Genomic DNA, 18,178 nt, shown 5'->3' with positions numbered 1-18,178 from the left:
ACTAGTGCCGCGTCAGGCAACGTTTGCCCGTCAAGGAGCGGCGTCCGGTGCGTGCCGGGCGTCGCGACGGGGCGAACGTTGCCTGACGCGGCACTAGGACGTCGGCTGGGGGGTCTCCGCCAGCAGGGCCTCGGCCGGGACCGGCTCGGGCTGCTCCTCCGAGTCCGCCGGGGTCGTGCGGGGCGGGAGCAGGTCCAGGACCGCCTGGCGGTGGGCGTCGCTCGTGGCGTCGTCGTAGGGGTCCGGGGTGGCCGGGACCTGGAGGCGCAGGACCGGGCCGTGCCCCAGGCGGGCATAGCCGCGGCCCGGGGGGACCTGGTCGATGGGGGTGGTCTGCGGGGGTGCGCCGAGGATCGCCGTGAGCTGTTCCGCGGTCGCCGGGCCCAGGACGGCACGCGCGCGGGTGTGCTGCCGCACCGGCTCGGTCAGGAGTTCCGCGCTGTCGAACTGGTCGGCCACGACCACCGTGACGTTCGCCGCGCGGCCGTGTCGCAGCGGCACCTGGAGCAGGGACTGGGGGTCCTTGTGGCCGTCGGTGGTGGCGAGGTGGGCGAAGGCGGTCGGGCGGTCCAGGAGCAGCCACAAGGGGCGCTTGGTGTCCTCCGGCGGCGGGTGGCCGGCCTGGCGGGCGCGGTTGAGGGCGATCAGCCGGCGCTCCGTCTCGTGCGCGGCCCACTCCAGGCTGGCCAGCGCTCCGGCCAGCGCGCACTCGACCGCGAGCACGCCGTCCCGGCCGGTGAGGCAGGCGTACTCGCCGGTGCCGCCGCCCTCGACGATGACGACATCGCCGTACTGGAGCGCCTGGAGGGCGATCGAGCGGAGCAGGGTGGAGGTGCCGCTGCCGGGCTGGCCCATGACGAGCAGGTGCGGCTCGGTGGAGCGGATCCCGGTGCGCCAGACGACCGGGGGCATGTCGCGCTGCTCCTCGCCGTGGGTGAGGGGGAGCGTGCGCTGGACCTCGCCGGGGTCGGTGAAGCCGAGCACCGTCTCGCCGGGTGCCGTGACGAATCGCTGGGCGGCGACGTCGGTGGGCAGCGGAGGCAGGACCGCGAGGGAGAGCTGGTTGCCCTCCTCGTCCCAGGCGAAGCGGTACTCCCGGCCGCGCCCCGACTTCGCGGTGAGCAGGTGCTCGATCCGCGCGCGGGCCTCGGGCTCGCCGTCGGTGAAGTAGGCCGGGTAGCGGATCGTGAGGCTGGTGACGCGTCCGGAGGCGTCGAACTCGTACTCGGGGAAGGCGTGCTCCCACTCACCGCCGTGGGAGTACATGGGTGCGGGGTCCTCGGCCGTGGAGAAGTACGGCACCAGCGCCTCGTACAGCGATTTGAGCCGTTCCGTCTGCGAGTCGTCCGGGCCGTCGGGGGCCGGCGGGACGCGGTCGCGGCCCTGCCAGGCCGCGGCCGCCATCAGGGTGACGGCGGCCAGCAGCGGGCCGTACGGGACGAGCGCCACCACCAGGATCACCGAGGCCACCAGGAACAGCAGCGGACCGCGCTTGTCCTTGGGGGTCTCGGCCCACTTGCGCCGCCCGGCCGATGCCAGCCGGCGCAGCCCGCGGGTGATCGTGATCAGCGGGTGGAGGACGTCGGTGGCGCTGTCGGCCGCCGTCCGGGCCAGCTCCCGGCTCCGGGCGATCTGCGCGCTGCCTGTGCTCAGGATGCGGGGGAGGGGGCGCCGGGCCACTGCTGTCTCCTGACGGTGCGTACGGACGGGACGGGCGGCTTCAGAACTTGATGCCGCCGAGCAGGCTCGCCAGGCTCTCGCCGCCGGCCTTGATGCTCGGGGCGATCGCGGTGCTCGCGAGGTAGAAGCCGAAGAGCGCGGCCACCAGGGCATGGGACGCCTTGAGGCCGTCCTTCTTGAAGAAGAGGAAGACGATGATGCCGAGCAGGACCACGCCTGAGATGGACAGGATCATTTGAGTTCTCCTGGTTCGTGGGGACAGTCACCATGAGTACTTCCAGGATCACAGGATGTATCCATACTATAAAAGGTGCAACTGGGTGAATTTCTGCGGATTTCGCCCAGATGGCCGAGCTGTTCTGGGTCGGAAGAGCAGGGACTTGCGTCCGACCGGGTTCGTGGTGATCTTTACCTCGGGCACATCGGGTCATGTGCCGCGGGAGCCAGTACCCTGGCGATTCACCTGAACGGTTGTATGGAGAGGCGGTCCGGCGATGAGTGAAGCCCCCGACCCCGAGGTCGTGGAGCTGGCGACCAAGATCTTCGATCTGGCCCGGCAGGGTCGGACCGAGGCACTCGTGGCGTATCTCGACGCGGGCGTGCCGGCCAACCTCACCAATGACCGCGGCGACTCCCTGGTGATGCTCGCCGCCTATCACGGGCACGCCGAGGCGGTGCGCGCGCTGCTCGCCCGGGGCGGTGAGGCCGACCGGATCAACGACCGGGGCCAGACCCCGCTCGCCGGAGCCGTTTTCAAGGGTGAGACGGACGTGATCAAGGCTCTTCTGGAGGGCGGCGCCGATCCGTCGGCGGGCACTCCGTCGGCCCTCGACACCGCCCGGATGTTCGGCAAGACGGAACTGCTGGAGCTGTTCGGCGCACACTGATCCGAACGCGCTGACCAGCCAGGACACAGAAAACGGGGGAGGCGGTAAAGGGCCGCCGAAATTTCGGTCGCGGCAGGTGGAACTGCCGAGTCATCATGACGTCGTGATTCACGGACGCGATGGCTGGGCAGGTGTTGCCGCACCGCGCGGGCCGTGATGCGGTCCGCATGGGCCACCTACGAGAGGCAGAGGAAGATGGCTTACAGCAAGCAGGAAACGGCGGGCGCCCCGACGTGTTGTCACGCGGCCAGGTAGAGCACGTCCCCGGTTGCGTCGACGCTTGATGTGAGGCTGTTTCCCATGTTCGATCCGGTCATAGCGCCCAGCGGTACGCTGCTCGGCCTGCTTCAGCGGGGCCGCGGCGACGGCACACTGCACGCGCTCACCGCTCCGCGAGCCGAAGCGCTCGCTGCCCTCAACCACTGTGTGCTGAGCGACCCCCGCCACGACTGGCAGGTGGAGAACCGCTCCCTGTACTACGCCCGTCTCTACCTCGACCTGAACGGCGAGCTGGACGAGATCGAGGCGCATCTCTTCGACGTCGAGGACGTCTTCGACACCGAGGAGTCGCGCACCGGCCTGGCCCTGGCCGTCCTCGGCCACCTCGCCTCCTACGGCAGGCGCGACGCCCTCGCCCTGCTGCGCCGGTACGCCGCCACCGGCGCCAACTGGGCCTGGGCCCTGGACGAACTGGCGCTGCGCGACGACGACGCCGGACTGCGGGCGCTGGCCGCGCCCGTGCTGGCCCGATTCGGCACCGATCCCGAGGGCGAGGCCGAGCTGGCCGCCGCCGTACGCGACGCGTTCGAGCCACGGCCCTGGCGGCTGTGGGCCGAGGACCCGCGGGAATCGATCGCCACACGCGTGCGTGCCGCCCAGGAGACCGGCTGTTTCGACCGCTGGCAACGGCAGATGCGACCCTCCGGGCCCCGCCCCGGCTGGAGTGTGCGGGCCGTCTTCGAGTGGGCCCAGCAGGGCGTCGACCGCGGCGCCGCGCTCCACGTGCCGGCCGCCCGCTGTCTCGTCGCCGTCGCGGGCCCCGACGACCGGCCGGAGATTCTCCAGGCCGCCAAGGACGGCACCGAGGGCGCCCGCTGCACCGCCCTGCGCTACCTCGCCGACAGCAACGACCCGGACGCCCTCGACCTGATCGAGGCGGCCGTGGCGGCAGGCCCGCCGTCCGTCGTGGAGGCCGCCGTCGACGCCTTCGAACGGATGCGCAGTGTCGCCGCCGTGGACCGGGCCCGCGGCTGGGCCCACCGGCCCGATCCGCTGGGCGCCGCCGCCGGACGCATGCTCGCCTGCCGCGGCGGGGCCCAGGACAGCGACCTGGTCCTCGCGGCCCTGCGGGAGGCCGTGCGGGGCGAGGGCCCCGACGCGCCGACCCTGTGGACCCTGGTGGACGGCACCGGACGGCTCGGCATCCAGTGCGCGGCCCCCGTCCTGCGCCATATCTACCGTGAGACCGCCTCGTCCCAGCTCCGCTGCCGGACCGCCCGGGCCCTCGCCGCGACCGATCCCTCCTTCCCGTCCGGATTCGCCGTCGAATGCCTCTGGGACTGTGAGGAGACCACCCGCGAGATCGCCGCCCGGCATGCCGAGACGGGCGATAACCGGGTCGTGGAGCGCCTGCGCCGGCTCGCGGCCGACCCGGCCGAGGAGGACGAGGTCCAGACAGCCGTTCGTAGCCGGATCGGGCCTGACACGCCCGCAGGGTGAACGAGGGGTGACCCGCGGGTCAGGCGGGCATGGACACGGCCTGACCTGCTCGGGTGTGCAGCGGAACGCTCATGGGACGTTCCCTGTTCGGAAAGATCCACGTTGACGCGGCCACGTCCAGCACGGCGACAACACCCGTATGCGAGTCGTCATCGTGACCGAATCCTTTCCCCCCGATGTGAACGGCGTGGCCCACTGCGCGCTCCAGACCGCCCGACACCTCGTCGATCGCGGTCACGCCCCCGTCGTCGTCGCCCCGGCCCCCGCTCCCGGGAGCAAGCTCGGCGCGCTCGCGCCGTGCCCCGTCGTCCATGTCCCCTCCCTCCCGCTCCCCGGCTACCCCCAGGTGCGCGTCGCGCTCCCCAGCCGGAGGCTGGCCTCGACGCTGATCGAGCACAACGCCGAGATGGTCCACCTGGCCAGCCCCTTCGTCCTCGGTGTCCGCGGCATGGCCGCCGCCGCCCGGCTCGGCGTCCCCGCCGTCGCCGTCTACCAGACCGACCTGGCCGGATACGCCCGCACCTACATGGGTGCGGGCGAGGCCGCCGCCTGGCGGCGCATCCGCTCCGTCCACTCCGCCGCCGACCTCACCCTCGCCCCGTCCAGCGCCTCCCTGCGCGACCTGGAGGCCCATGGCGTGCCCCGGGTCAAGCTGTGGCCGCGCGGTGTCGACACCGTGCGCTTCAAGCCGGAACTGCGCGACGAGGCGCTGCGCCGGGAACTCGCCCCGAACGGTGAGGTGATCGTCGGCTACGTCGGCCGGCTCGCCCCCGAGAAGCACATCGAGCTGCTGGCCGGCGCCTGCCGACTGGACGGCGTCAAGCTCGTCGTCGTGGGCGACGGCCCGAGCCGGCCGAGCCTGGAGCAGGCCCTGCCCGGCGCGGTCTTCCTCGGCCGCCGCACCGGCGACGAGCTCGCCCGGATCTTCGCCTCGCTGGACGTCTTCGCGCACACCGGCCCCTTCGAGACCTTCTGCCAGACCGTGCAGGAGGCCATGGCCAGCGCAGTGCCCGTTGTCGCGCCCGCCGTGGGCGGACCGCTCGACCTGGTCGCCCACGGGCACACCGGGCTGCTGTTCCCCGCGGGCGACGCCGACGCCGTACGCGAGGCGGTACGGGCGCTCGCGGCCGACCCGGCCCTGCGCACGGCGTACGGCACCGCCGCGCGGGAGATGGTCGAGGGGCGCACCTGGGCGGCCGTCGGCGACCAGCTCATCGCCCACTACGGCCAGGTGCTGGAGAACCGCCGGGCGAAGGTGGCGGCGTGAGCGAGTCACTGCGCATCGTCCGGCTCGCGAACTTCGTCGCGCCCGCCTCCGGTGGGCTGCGGACCGCCTTGCGCGAGCTCGGCAAGGGCTTCAAGGCGGCCGGGCACGAGCCGGTGCTCATCGTGCCCGGCGAGCGCCACACCGACCAGGAGACCGAGCAGGGCCGGGTCATCACCCTGCCCGGGCCGCTGCTGCCCGGCACCGGCGGCTACCGCGTCCTGACCGACAAGCGGCGCGTGGCCCGCCTCCTGGAGGAGCTCGGCCCGGACCGCTTGGAGGTCTCCGACCGCACGACGCTCCGGTGGACCGGCAAGTGGGCGCGACGCGCGCGCGTGCCCGCCGTGATGGTCTCGCACGAGACCGCCGACGGCGTGCTGCGCACCTGGGGCCTGTCCGAGGGCGCGGCCCGCCGGGCCGCGGACGTGCTGAACGTCCGTACGGCCCACACGTACGCGCGCGTGGTCTGCACGACCGAGTTCGCCGAGCGGGAGTTCGTGCGGATCGGCGCCCGCAATGTCGTGCGGGCCCCGCTCGGCGTGGACCTGGTGCTGCGGCACCCGGCGATGCGTGACGCGGGGCTGCGTGACCGCCACGCGCGCGTGGCCGAGACGCTGCTCGTCACCTGCACCAGGCTGTCGGTGGAGAAGCGGCCCGGGACCGCGCTGGGCGCCCTTGAGGCGCTCCTCGCGCGGGGCAGGCGGGCGGTGCTGGTGGTGGCCGGTGACGGGCCGCTGCGGGCGCGGCTCGAGGAGCGGGCGCGGGAGCGCGGACTGCCGGTGACCTTCCTCGGGCACGTCTCCGACCGCGACATGCTCGGTGCGCTTCAGGCATCCGCCGACGTGTGCCTGGCACCCGGGCCCGCGGAGACCTTCGGACTCGCCGCGCTGGAGGCGATGGCGTGCGGGACGCCGGTGGCGGTCAGCGCCTCCTCGGCGCTGCCGGAGGTGATCGGCTCCGCCGGGGCCGTCGCCGCGGACGACGGGGAGGCCTTCGCCGACGCGGTGGAGCGGCTCCTCGCCCGTCCCGAGGCCGAACGCCGCGAGGCGGCACGCGCGCGTGCCGAGTGCTTCGGCTGGGACACGGCGGTCACGGCCTTCCTCACCGCGCACGACGTGCCCGTCCCCGGACGGGACCGGGTGGCGGAGGGCGTCACATGAGACCCCTGCGCTTCGCCGCCCTCGGGGACTCGCTGACCGAGGGCGTGGGTGACCCCGTCGGGGGCGGCCGGCGCGGCTGGGCCGCGCTGCTCGCCGACGGGCTCGCCGAACAACCCGTGGCCTTCACCAACCTCGCCGTCAGCGGGGCACAGACACGGGACGTACTGGAACGGCAACTGCCCGACGCGCTGGACCTGCGGCCCGACGTGGTGTCCGTCGTGATCGGCGTGAACGACACGCTGCGCTGCACCTTCGACATCCATGCCGTGGCGGCCCGGCTGGACGAGGTGTACGCGGCGCTCACCGCGCGGGGTGCCGTCGTCCTGACGGCCTGTCTGCCGGATCCGGGCGCGATGCTCGGTCTTCCGGGAGCGCTGGCGCGTCCGCTGGCCCGGCGGCAGCGCGCGGTCAACACGGTCGTGCACGCGCTGTCCGATCGGTACGACGCGGTGCATCTGCACGCCGCGGAGGGCGCCTGGCTCACCGACCGAGCGATGTGGAGCGCGGACCGGCTGCATCCGGGGGAGCGGGGGCATCGGCAGCTGGCGCTGCGGTTTCACACTCTGCTCACCGAGGGCGGGCTCGCCACGGGCCTCGCGCCTTCGCCGGAGCCGGAGTTCCCCGCTCCCACCAAGTCGGCGAGTCTGTGGTGGCTTGCCACCGCGGGGACCGGGTGGGTGGTGCGTCGGTGCACCGATCTGCTGCCGCAGCTGCTGACGCTCGCGTTCGACGAGATGCGGCACCGCGCGCGGGGCACGAGCGCCAGGCTCGACCTGCGGACGGCGCACGCGGTGTCGGCGGCGCTGGCCGCCTTGGCGGTGGCTGAACAGCGGCCGGACGCGGCGTAGCGCGCGCGGGGAAGCTGAATTCTGTCGTGCGGGTGGTGGGGCTGGGCGCGCGGGCGATCGGAGTCACCGCCGCCGTACTGCCATGAAACGAACCGGCGTCCCCGGTGCCGCCTGGGCCGCCGCCGGGAGGTCCTGGGGCCGGACCACCGCGATCACCGGGTAGCCCCCGGTGGTCGGGTGGTCCGCCAGGAACACCACCGGTCCGCCGTCCGGGGGGACCTGGACCGCGCCCAGCACCATGCCCTCGCTGGGGAGCTCCCCGGCCTTGGCCCGGGCCAGGGCGGGGCCTTCCGTGCGCAGGCCGATGCGGTTGCTCGCGGGGGAGACGCGGTACGTCCGCGAAGTGAGCGTTGCGACGGCCTCCGCCGTGAACCAGTCGTCCCGAGGGCCGAGGGTGACGCGGAGGAGCAGTTCCGTGGGCGGGGACGGCTGGGGTGACCCGTCCACGCGCGCGGGGAGGGCGGTCGGGGTTCCCAGGGGCAGCACGGCGCCGTCGGTCAGGGGCGTCGGGCCGAGGCCGGAGAGCAGGTCCGTGGAGCGGCTGCCCAGGACGGGGTCCACGGCGATGCCGCCGGACACGGCCACATAGCTGCGGACGCCCGCTGTCGCCGTGCCGACCTCCAGCAAGGCCCCGGAGGGGACAAGGACGGGGGCGCCCCAGGGGGCGGGGCGGCCGTCCACCGTGACCGCGCAGGGGGCGCCGCCGACCGCGGCGGTGATCGTCGAACGCGGGCGTACGGCGACGCCGGTGAGCGTGGTCTCCAGCACCGCCGCCTCGGGCGGGTTGCCGACCAGGCGGTTGACCAGGGCCGCCGCGGGGCCGTCGAGGGCGCCGGAGCGGGGTACGCCGAGGTGGGCGTGGCCGGGGCGCCCGGTGTCCTGGACGGTGGTGAGGGCACCGGCGCGGACGACGGACAGGGCGCGGTCGGTCATGCCTTCCTCACCGGCTTCCTGGGCACGAAGCGCACACGAGTGCCCGGCGTGAGGAGCGCGGCCGGCACGCGCGCGTGGTCCCACAGAACGGAGTCCGTGGTGCCGATCAACTGCCAGCCGCCCGGTGACGAGCGCGGGTAGACGCCCGTGTACGGCCCGGCGAGGGCGACCGACCCGGCGGGCACGGCCGTGCGCGGAGTGGCCCGGCGCGGTACGTCGTAGCGCGCCGGGAGTCCGGTGAGGTAGCCGAAGCCGGGAGCGAAGCCGCAGAAGGCGACGGTGAACTCCGTGTCAGCGTGCACGCGGGCCACGTCCTCGGCGCGCACACCCCAGTGGGCGGCGACGTCCGCCAGGTCGGGGCCGTCGTAGCGCACCGGGAGCTCGACGACGTCCCGCGCGCGTGGGGGCGCGTCCGGCACCTCGGCGGCGGTGAGTTCGGACGCCAGCCGGGCCGGGTCCGTGACGCCGTCGAGGAGGACCGTACGGGCCGCGGGGACGATCTCGCGGACGGACAGCGAGCCCTCCGCGCGGCGGCGCAGCAGCTCCGCGTGCAGCGCCTGGGCCTGCTCGCCCGAGGCGACCTCGACGAGCAGGGCGTCGCCGCCGACCCTCAGTGCCCTCATGCGAAGGCCTCCACCCGGACGCCGTCCTCGTGCAGCCGCTCCCGGACCCGGCGGGCGAGCTCCACCGCGCCGGGCGTGTCGCCGTGCAGGCACAAGGAGCGGGCCCGTACCCGGATGCGGGCCCCGGAGTGGGCGTCCACCTCGCCGAAGCGGGCCAGGGACGCCGAGCGGGCCACGACGTCGTCGGGGTCGGTGACGACGGCGCCCTCCCGGTCGCGCGGCACCAGCGTGCCCTCGTCGGTGTAGGCGCGGTCCGCGAACGCCTCCGTGACCGTCGGGAGCCCCGCCTTGGCCGCCAGCTCCAGCAGACGGGAGCCGGGTAGCCCCAGCACCGGAAGCGTGGGGTCTGCGAGCAGGACGCCGTCGACCACGGCGCCCGCCTGCTCCTCGTCGTGCACGACCCGGTTGTAGAGCGCGCCGTGCGGCTTGACGTAGGACACGCGCGTGCCCGCAGCGCGGGCGAAGACCTCCAGCGCGCCGATCTGGTAGGCCACCTCGGCCGTCAGCTCCGCGGACGGCACGTCCATCGCGCGGCGCCCGAACCCCGCCAGGTCCCGGTAGGAGACCTGGGCTCCGATCCGCACCCCGCGCGGGGCGGCCAGCTCGCACACCCGTCGCATGGTGACCGCGTCCCCGGCGTGGAACCCGCAGGCCACATTGGCGCTGGTGACGACGGACAGCAGCCGTTCGTCGTCGGTGAGCCGCCAGCGGCCGAAGCCCTCGCCGAGGTCGGCGTTGAGATCGATCGAGGTCATGGGGCCGTCGACCGAGGTCCTTGGGCTGTCGATCGAGGCCTTTGGGCTGTCGATCGCGCTCATGCGGCTGTCGATCGCGGTCATGGGGCTCCTGTCGGCGTTCGGGACATCAGGCGGCGTTCAGCACGCGGTACTGCTCGTCGCGTGCGTCGGTGAGGAACATGTGCCCCGGCGCGTGGGTGATCGCGAACGGCGGCCGGGACGCCGTCACGGCCGCCTGCGGGGTCACTCCGCAGGCCCAGAACACGGGGATGTCGTCCGGCGCTGTCTCCACCGGCTCCCCGAAGTCGGGGCGGCCGAGGTCGTCGATGCCGAGCACGGACGGGTCGCCGCAGTGCACGGGGCCGCCGTGCACGGCCGGAAGCAGACTGCTCTCCCGGATCGCCGCCGCCAGATGCTCCGGCGGCACCGGGCGCATCGACACCACGAGCGGACCGTGCAGCCTCCCGGCCGAGCGGCACTGACGGTCCGTCACGTACATCGGTACATTGCGCCCCTGCTCGATGTGGCGGATCGGGACGCCCGCCTCGGCCAGCGCCCATTCGAAGGTGAAGCTGCACCCGATCAGGAACGACACCAGGTCGTCCCGCCAGTGCGCGCGCACGTCAGTGGGCTCGCTCACCAGCTCGCCGTCCCGCCAGACCCGGTAGCGCGGCAGGTCGGTACGGAGATCCGCGCCCTCGGCGAGGACGGTCGTCCATGCTCCGGCGTCGGTGACGTCGAGCACCGGACACGGCTTGGGATTGCGCTGGCAGAACAGCAGCATGTCGTACGCCCAGTCCGCGGGCACCGCGATCAGGTTGACCTGGGTGTGGCCCGCCGCGACCCCGGCCGTGGGCCCGGTCAGCCCGGCGCGGAAGCGGGTCCGGGCGTCCGCGGGGCGCCACGCGTGCGCGTGCGCGTCGACATGGACCAGAGGGCGGTCGCAGGTGCGCTTCACGCGAGTTCCCTCCCGCGCGTCTCCGGCAGCCCGAGCAGCGCCAGCGCGGCCAGGGCGTAGCCGACGGCGCCGAAGACCAGCGCGCCGCCCACACCCCAGCTGTCGGCCAGGAAGCCGACCGTGGTCGGGAAGACGGCGCCCACCGCGCGGCCGGTGTTGTACGTGAAGCCCTGCCCGGTGCCGCGCACCGCCGTGGGGTACAGCTCGCTCAGGAACGACCCGAAGCCGCTGAAGATCGCCGACATGCAGAACCCGAGCGGGAAGCCCAGCACCAGCAGCAGGGTGTTGGCGCCGCTGGGAATGTTCGCGTACGCCAGGATGCAGACCGCAGACAGCAGCGCGAACAACCAGATGTTGCGGCGTCGGCCCAGCCGGTCGGTGAGGTAGCCGCCGGTCAGGTAGCCCAGGAAGGCGCCCGAGATCAGGAAGGTCAGATAGCCGCCCGTACCGACGACCGACAGGTCGCGTTCCGTCTTCAGGTACGTCGGCACCCATGTGGCCAGCGTGTAGTAGCCGCCTTGGACCCCGGTGGAGAGCAGCACGGCGAAGACCGTGGTGCGCAGCATGCCCGGGGCGAAGATGGCCCTGAACGAGCCCTTGTGGGCGCTGTGCTCCCGTACGGCCACCGCCTGGGGCGCGTCGTGCACTCGGCGGCGCATCCAGATCACGAGCAGCGCGGGCAGCGCGCCGGTCCAGAACATCACGCGCCAGGCCAGGTCGTCGCTTACCAGCGAGAACACCAGCGTGTACATGATCGCGGCCAGGGCCCAGCCCACGGCCCAGGAGCTCTGGATCGCGCCGAGCGTGCGGCCCCGGTGCTTGGCGCTCGCGTACTCGGCGACCAGGATCGCGCCGACCGCCCACTCGCCGCCGAAGCCCAGGCCCTGGAGGGCGCGGAACACCAGCAGCGTCTCGTAGTTGGGCGCGAATCCGCAGGCGACCGTGAACACCGCGTACGTGATCACGGTGATCATCAGTGCCTTGACCCGGCCGATCCGGTCCGCCAGCACACCCGCGAGGGCGCCGCCGATCGCGGAGACCACCAGCGTGACGGTGGTGAACAGGCCGGTCTGCCCGCTGTCCAGGCCGAAGTAGGCGGCCAGCGCCACCATGCTCAGCGGCAGCGTGAAGTAGTCGTACGAGTCCAGGGCATAGCCGCCGAACGCGCCGGCGAAGGCCCGCCGGCCCCGCGGTCCCAGGGCGCGCAGCCAGCCCAACGCGCCCTCGTCGGGGGCGCGTTCGACGGTCGGCCGGGCGTGGGTGGTGGGAGGGGTCGTGCTCATGTGCACCTCGCAGAGGGAGGACGAAGGGTGCTGGGGACTGAGCCGTGCCGTGCGGAAGCGAGCGGCGCCGCGGTGAGGGAGGCGGCGCCGTCGTAGCAAGGTAGAGGATCGTTGAACGATCCCTCAATACCCATGTTGTTTCGTTCCGGTGTCTGCGATTGAATTCCGGGCATGGCAGAGCAGCTGTCGGGCCTGGCCGACGACCGTGCGCTCCTGGGGCGCACCAGTACCGCCGAGCGGGTCTCGGACATCCTCAGGACGCGCATCGCCGAGGGGTTCTTCCCGCCTGGCACGCGCCTGTCGGAGGACAGCATCGGCGGCGCCCTCGGGGTCTCCCGCAACACCCTGCGCGAGGCGTTCCGCCTGCTCACCCATGAACGCCTGCTCGTCCACGAGCTCAACCGGGGCGTCTTCGTCCGGGTCCTGACCGTCGAGGACGTCGAGGACATCTACCGCACGCGCGGCCTCGTCGAGTGCGCGGTCGTGCGCGGGCTCGGAGAGCCGCCGTACGGCCTGGACGATCTCGACAGGGCGGTCGGAGAGGGGCAGCGGGCGGCGCACGAAGGTGACTGGAACGGAGTGGGTACGGCCAATATCCACTTCCACCGCGAGCTCGTGGCTCTGGCGGGCAGCGACCGCACCGACGAGCTGATGCGCAGCGTCTTCGCCGAACTGCGGCTCGCTTTCCATGTCGTGGACGACCCCCGGCGGCTGCACGAGCCCTACCTGGTCCGCAATCTGGAGATCCTCCAGGCCCTGCAGAGCGGGGAGCGGGACACGGCCGAGCGGCTCCTCGCGGTCTACCTGGACGACTCGCTGCGGCGGGTGGTGGAGGTGTACCGGCGCCGGGTCGGTGAGGACGGCGCCGGTCTCGTGTGACGGGGTGGCGCGGGTTCTTGTGGCGGGGCGGGGCGGGTTTCCTGTGGCAGGGCGAGGCCGGTAGGAGGGGGGTGGCGTCCGGGTCTGTGGCGCCTCCGCGACGGCCGTCGCATCTGAGTCGTTTGGGTCGTTGTCAGACCCAGGACCTAGTCTGTGCACCGTGACTTCGCCTGCATCGACGGACAGCGTTCCGCCCCAGCTCAGCGCGGGGCCGCGCCCCGCGTTGGGCCCGGCCGCCGACGAGGGCCTGGCGCGGCGCCTGCGCGCGCTCGCCTGCACCGCCCCGCTGCACGACCTGGACGCGCGCAAGGCGAACCTGGCCGGCGAGTACTCGGTGTACGGCATGGCGGAGGTGGCGCTCGCCGCCATCGACCTGGTCACCCTGAACATGGACTTCGACACCGGCGCGGACCACGACCAGATAGTGGCCCGGCTCATCCCGCGCATCGCCGCCCAGGCCCCCGGCCGTCCCGTAGCCGAGCACGAGCGCGTGGCGCGCTGGGTGCTGGAGAACCTGATCAACGTCGGCAGCGTCGACCGCGGATTCCGTGCGGTTTACGGCACGTTCGCACCGGATGGCACCTATGTCCGTCGCGACTACGACTTCAAGCTGATCGAGGAGGTGCCCGGACCCGGCGGCACGGTGTACCTCCGTACGACGGACGAGGCGGTCAACGTCCTCGTCGGGGCACTGGACACCGATGTCACCAGCGCCCAGATCGCCGCCGAGGTCAAGCTGGAGGTGCTGATCAGCCGCGGCCGCCTCGCCGACGCCCAGCTGGCCGCCGAACAGGCCCGGTACCGGACCGTGCAGTACTCCGAGACGCTGCGCAAGGCGCTGGACGCGACCCGACGCAACGTCCGCGCGGTGGATTGGCTCCAGGCCGTGCCCGACATGATCGCGGAGGCGCTGGACCATGTCGCCGACCGGTACCGCCACGAGAACGCGATCCTCACGAACATCCGCAAGGCCCGGGACGAGTCCGAGGAACCCGAGCACAAGCGGCGGGCCGCCGAGCTCGTCGACATCGTCAAGGACTGCATCCGACGCCACACGCAGTTGCAGTCGCGCCTGCTGGAGGCCGGGCCGCTGTTCCGCGCGGAGCAGGACCGACAGGCCTTCGCCACACCCATGACGACGTCCGGGATCGACCTGTACGGCCATCTCGTCGCGCCCGTGCTGCCGCTGCCCGTGGAGCAGGCGGTCCGCGTCACGGACGCGTTCTTCGCGCGCGGGACGGGACTGCGCACGCCGGTGTCCGTGCGGGTCGGGGACCTGGTGGACATACTGCTGACGCCTCCGGTCGAGCGGGAGCATCTGGGCGCGGAGATGCCGGAACCGGATCTCATCGCCACCCCCGACGACAGCCGGTTCAGCGAGGAGCAACTGGCGGCGGCGATGGAGCTGCTCGATCTGCCGCCCGACGCCCCGCGGCGGTTGTCGGGGCTGCTGGCGCAGGCCCGTCGGTCCGATCCCGATCTGCCGTACCTGGTCGCCCTGTTGGCCGTCCACGCGGCCAGTCCCGCGGTCGGGACGGCCTATCGCCAGGGCGAGGAGAAGCTGCTGTTCGCCGTGGACGACGGGACCGAGCTGGACGATCCGGAGTTCGGCGGGGCGGATCTGATCGTGGGAACCGCCCTGTTGGACGCGGCGGGGATGGCGGCGGACAGGACGGAAGCAGCGTGAGCCGAGTGACAGCACAGCAAGGAGCCGAAACGTGACCGAGCACGCCGAGTGGAGTGAGCCGGAGGCCGCTGCCCCCTCCGCGAGTGCCGCCGTCACGCCCGCCGACGCCGCCGACGCCGCCCGGCTCGTGGCCTTCGGGCTGCAGCCGAAACTCCAGCCCGCGCGGGACCAGGAGTACACCGAGCTGCTGCGGCGCTACCGGGAGGACCCGGCCTTCGCCCGGCTCGCGGACGCCGTGGCCGCCGGGCTCGGCCTCGTCGTGCTGGAGGTGTCCCCGCGCGCGGGGATGGCGGTGACCGCCGCCGAGGACTCGGTGTTCGCCGTGCGCATGGGTGACTACGCGCGCCGCACCTCGGCCGACGGAGGGGACCGCTTCCTGCACGGTCTCGCCCATCTCGCCGTCGCCGCCCTGGCGTTCCCGCGCCCCGAGGACCTCGCCGACGACGGCTACATCGGGCGCGTCTCGGTCAACGGCGTCGACGCGTTCGTACGACAGGCCTGCCGGCGTCTGGAGGAGCGCGCCGAGGAGCAGGGCGACAACACCGACCCGGCCACCGACGCACCCGGCCTGGAGGCCGCCTGGCGGATCTGGGCCAGACGCACCGCCACCGGCGCCACCAAGGACGCCCGCAGACTCGCCGGGTCCACCACCGGCATCGTCGGCAAGGCCGTGGCCTTCCTCACCGACTCCGGGTTCCTCCAGCGCACCGGCGACGACAACGGCGGTACGTACCGCACGACGGCCCGCTACCAGCTCCAGGTCCGCGACATGGCGGGCAGCGCCGCCATGGCCGAACTGCTGGAGCTGGGCGTCGTCCCGGTCACCGACGGCACCGCGACGCTGCTGCCGCCGGAGGCGACCGACGACCTGGAGCTGGTGGCCGACGCCGGGCTGCCGTTCCACTCCGCCTGAATTCCCGACCTGCCGAAGACTTACGAGAGTCCGCCATGTACGAGCTGTCCCGGGTCCGCCTCTACTCCATCGGGCCCGCCGGTGCGCGCTACGCCGACACCGTGCTTGACCTGCGCGGTGTGGGTGAGCCCGTGCCCGACCCCGCGCCCACGCAGGCGGAGTTCTTCGAGGAGGAGCCCGTCGGCCCGCCACGCCGGCCCGCGCCCGCGGGCGTGCTGTTCCTGGAGAACGGCGGCGGCAAGTCGGTGCTGCTCAAGCTGATCTTCTCGGTGATGCTGCCCGGCCACCGCAACACCCTGGGCGGCGCCAGCTCCGGCGTGCTGCGCAAGTTCCTGCTCGCCGACGACTGCGGCCATGTCGCCCTGGAGTGGCAGCACACCCTGACCGGCGAGTGCGTGGTGGTCGGCAAGGCCAGCGAGTGGCGCGGCCGGCAGGTCTCCAACGACCCGCGGAAGTTCGCCGAGGCCTGGTACTCCTTCCGGCCCGGGCCCGGCCTCTCGCTGGACAACCTGCCGGTCGCCGAGTCCACCGCCGTACGGCCGGCCGTCGAGGGCGCGTCCGGCGCGCAGGGCCGCCGCCGCACCATGAAGGGCTTCCGGGACGCCCTCACCGAGGCGGGCAAGGCGTATCCACACCTGGAGGTGCACTGGGAGGAGATCCACGACCGCTGGATCGAGCACCTGGGCGACCTCGGCCTGGACCCCGAACTCTTCCGCTACCAGCGGGAGATGAACGCCGACGAGGGCGAGGCCGCCGGCCTCTTCGCGGTGAAGAAGGACTCCGACTTCACCGACCTGCTGCTGCGCGCGGTCACCGACACCCGGGACACCGACGGCCTGGCCGACCTGGTCGGCGGGTTCGGCAACAAGCTCGGCCGGCGCGCCGAGCTGATCGCGGAGCGGGACTTCACCGCCGGGTCCGTCGATCTGCTCGGACGGATCGTGGAGGCGGCGGAGACGCGTTCCCGCGCGCGGGACATCCACGCCGGCGCCGAGCGGCGGACCCGGACGCTGGCACGGCGGCTGTCCGCGCGCGGGGTCCAGGAGCGCGTCCGCGCGGCCGACCTCGCCCAGCGGGTCACCGCCGCCGCGTACGCCGTCACCCACGCCGAGGCGGGCCGAGAGCGCAGCGCGCTGATCGCCGCCGAACTCGCCTACCGGCACGCCTCGCTGGCCCTCGCCGCCGCCGAGAAGGCCGCGGCCGCGCAGAAGCGGGAGCTCGCGGAGGCCCGCACCCTGCACTCGGCCTGGCAGGCCGCCGAGGCCGTACTGCGCCACCGTGCCGCCGCCGACCGGGTCGCGCGCGTGGCGGCGGCGATCCAGGAGGCCGAACGGGACGCGGCCCCGGCCCTCGCCGCCAGAGCGAAGGCCGCAGTCGATCTCGTACGAGCGCTGCACGCGGCGGCCGAGAGCGCCGAGACCCTGGCCAACGAGGGCGAGGAGCGCTCCGCCGCCCTTCAGGAGGCCGGCGAGGCCGCCTACCGGGACTCCACCTCCGCCGCCACCGAGGCCCAGCGCGCCCGCAGCGAGGTCGGACACCTCAAGCAGCGGCTGGCCGAGGTCGAACAGGAGACGGCCGAGGCCGTGCGCGCCGGGTGGCTGGACGACAGCGCCCCGGACGCGGACCCGGCTCGCGCGGCCCTCGCCGCGAGCGACGCGGAGAAGAGCGCCGTCGCCGCCTGGGACACCGCGCGGGAGGCGTCCCGGCGGGCGTCGGAACACGCGCGCGAGGCGGGCGCCACGGAGTCCCGCGCGGAGCTGACCGCCGCCCGCGCGGCCGACGCGGCGACGGCGGCGGAGCGCTCGTACGAGGCGGAGCGGCGGCTGGCCGAGGCGCTGGCGGCCGAGGAACGTCTGGCGGAGCTGCTCAGCCTCACGGGCGAGTCCCCCACCACGGTTCCGCAGCCGCGCCACGAGGAGGGCCGGAGCCCCCTCAACCCCGAGGAACTGGACCGTTTCGCCGACGAGTTGCGTGAACTCCTCGACGACGCCGTCTCCTCCGCCGAGCGGCAGCTCTTCGAACTGCGGACCGCCGCGGCCGACGACTCCCGGATCCTCGGCGCCCTCGGCGACGGCGGACTGCTGCCGCCGGGCCCGGACGTGCTGGCCACAGTGGAGTTCCTCGGCGAGCACGGCATCCCCGCCCTGCCCGGCTGGCGCTACCTCGCCCAGGCCGTCGACCCCGCCGACCACGCGCGCGTGCTGGCGGCCCGGCCCGAACTCGTCGACGGCGTCATCATCACCGACCCCGACACGCACGCGCGTGCCCGCGAGGCGCTCGGCGACGCGGCACTGCTGCCCCGGTCCGCCGTCGCCGTCGGAACCGCCGCCGCCCTCCTCGCCCCGACACCGGGCACGGACGCCGCGAACGGCGACGTCTTCCTCGTACCGCCGAACCCGGCCATGCACGACGAGCACGCCGCGGACGAGGAACGGCAGGCGTTGCGCGCGCGGGCGAGCGAGCGGGACGAGGAGATCCGCAACCTCGCCGCCCGGCTCGGCAAGGACCGGGAGCTGGACGCCGCTCCGGTGCTGAAGCAGACCTTCTCCATCCGGGACGCCTACCTGGACCCGATCTCCTACCTCCAGGTCGCCCTGCTCAAGCGCC

General features: G+C 73.5%; 15 protein-coding genes and 1 pseudogene. 9 read left to right on the top strand and 7 right to left on the bottom strand.

The annotated features are described in order from the left end of the window. Positions 1-93 precede the first annotated feature (93 nt). Together ACWDRW_RS39315 and ACWDRW_RS39310 are read right to left on the bottom strand one after the other, a co-directional pair. Positions 94-1,680 (bottom strand): ATP-binding cassette domain-containing protein, encoded by a 1,587-nt coding sequence (locus ACWDRW_RS39315; protein WP_451733101.1) that lies wholly within the window; start codon positions 1,678-1,680, stop codon positions 94-96. 40 nt (positions 1,681-1,720) lie between these two features. Next, positions 1,721-1,915: a hypothetical protein gene (locus ACWDRW_RS39310; protein ID WP_015661880.1), complete on the bottom strand. Its 195-nt coding sequence runs from the start codon at positions 1,913-1,915 to the stop codon at positions 1,721-1,723. Positions 1,916-2,174: 259 nt separating this feature from the next. Between ACWDRW_RS39310 and ACWDRW_RS39305 the strand changes: the two genes are divergently transcribed. The 5 genes from ACWDRW_RS39305 to ACWDRW_RS39285 all read left to right on the top strand — a co-directional run bounded on the left by ACWDRW_RS39305 (position 2,175) and on the right by ACWDRW_RS39285 (position 7,558). Next, positions 2,175-2,567 carry an ankyrin repeat domain-containing protein gene (locus ACWDRW_RS39305; protein ID WP_451733098.1) on the top strand — a complete coding sequence of 131 codons (393 nt, stop codon included), beginning with the start codon at positions 2,175-2,177 and terminating at the stop codon, positions 2,565-2,567. 300 nt (positions 2,568-2,867) lie between these two features. Beyond that, positions 2,868-4,286 (top strand): HEAT repeat domain-containing protein, encoded by a 1,419-nt coding sequence (locus ACWDRW_RS39300; RefSeq protein WP_451733095.1) that lies wholly within the window; start codon positions 2,868-2,870, stop codon positions 4,284-4,286. Between the two features lie 139 nt (positions 4,287-4,425). Beyond that, entirely contained in the window at positions 4,426-5,553 is a 1,128-nt protein-coding gene (locus ACWDRW_RS39295; protein WP_451733093.1) for a glycosyltransferase family 4 protein, read from the top strand. Continuing rightward, positions 5,550-6,710, top strand: a complete 1,161-nt coding sequence (locus tag ACWDRW_RS39290; protein WP_451733090.1) for a glycosyltransferase — start codon at positions 5,550-5,552, stop codon at positions 6,708-6,710. Before ACWDRW_RS39295 ends, ACWDRW_RS39290 begins: the two co-directional genes overlap by 4 nt. After that, positions 6,707-7,558 carry an SGNH/GDSL hydrolase family protein gene (locus ACWDRW_RS39285; RefSeq protein ID WP_451733088.1) on the top strand — a complete coding sequence of 284 codons (852 nt, stop codon included), beginning with the start codon at positions 6,707-6,709 and terminating at the stop codon, positions 7,556-7,558. The genes ACWDRW_RS39290 and ACWDRW_RS39285 overlap by 4 nt, the downstream gene beginning before the upstream one ends. A gap of 63 nt (positions 7,559-7,621) precedes the next feature. On the opposite strand, the gene ACWDRW_RS39280 is transcribed toward ACWDRW_RS39285, so the two are convergent. The 5 genes from ACWDRW_RS39280 to ACWDRW_RS39260 all read right to left on the bottom strand — a co-directional run bounded on the left by ACWDRW_RS39280 (position 7,622) and on the right by ACWDRW_RS39260 (position 12,092). Next, entirely contained in the window at positions 7,622-8,491 is an 870-nt protein-coding gene (locus ACWDRW_RS39280; protein WP_451733085.1) for a 5-oxoprolinase subunit C family protein, read from the bottom strand. After that, on the bottom strand, positions 8,488-9,114 hold the full coding sequence (pxpB, locus tag ACWDRW_RS39275; RefSeq protein ID WP_451733083.1) for a 5-oxoprolinase subunit PxpB: 627 nt from the start codon (positions 9,112-9,114) through the stop codon (positions 8,488-8,490). Before pxpB ends, ACWDRW_RS39280 begins: the two co-directional genes overlap by 4 nt. After that, positions 9,111-9,869, bottom strand: coding sequence for a LamB/YcsF family protein (locus ACWDRW_RS39270; RefSeq protein WP_451733104.1), 759 nt, complete (start codon positions 9,867-9,869; stop codon positions 9,111-9,113). The genes pxpB and ACWDRW_RS39270 overlap by 4 nt, the downstream gene beginning before the upstream one ends. Positions 9,870-9,978: 109 nt before the next feature. Then, positions 9,979-10,809: a putative hydro-lyase gene (locus ACWDRW_RS39265; RefSeq protein ID WP_451733080.1), complete on the bottom strand. Its 831-nt coding sequence runs from the start codon at positions 10,807-10,809 to the stop codon at positions 9,979-9,981. Continuing rightward, complete coding sequence (locus ACWDRW_RS39260) at positions 10,806-12,092, bottom strand: MFS transporter (protein ID WP_451733077.1); 1,287 nt, start codon at positions 12,090-12,092, stop codon at positions 10,806-10,808. Before ACWDRW_RS39260 ends, ACWDRW_RS39265 begins: the two co-directional genes overlap by 4 nt. Positions 12,093-12,263: 171 nt before the next feature. Between ACWDRW_RS39260 and ACWDRW_RS39255 the strand changes: the two genes are divergently transcribed. From ACWDRW_RS39255 to ACWDRW_RS39240, 4 genes and pseudogenes are all read left to right on the top strand, one after another. Next, complete coding sequence (locus ACWDRW_RS39255; protein WP_451733074.1) at positions 12,264-12,971, top strand: GntR family transcriptional regulator; 708 nt, start codon at positions 12,264-12,266, stop codon at positions 12,969-12,971. A gap of 160 nt (positions 12,972-13,131) precedes the next feature. Beyond that, positions 13,132-14,658 carry a hypothetical protein gene (locus ACWDRW_RS39250; RefSeq protein ID WP_451733072.1) on the top strand — a complete coding sequence of 509 codons (1,527 nt, stop codon included), beginning with the start codon at positions 13,132-13,134 and terminating at the stop codon, positions 14,656-14,658. A gap of 31 nt (positions 14,659-14,689) precedes the next feature. Then, on the top strand, positions 14,690-15,571 hold the full coding sequence (locus ACWDRW_RS39245; RefSeq protein ID WP_451733069.1) for a hypothetical protein: 882 nt from the start codon (positions 14,690-14,692) through the stop codon (positions 15,569-15,571). Between the two features lie 35 nt (positions 15,572-15,606). Beyond that, positions 15,607-18,178, top strand: a pseudogene (locus ACWDRW_RS39240) (hypothetical protein); the annotation flags it as partial.

Source organism: Streptomyces sp. NPDC003635, from assembly GCF_053587635.1.
The sequence above is the reverse complement of the archived record's forward strand: the minus strand, read 5'-3'. Positions and strand labels throughout refer to the sequence as shown.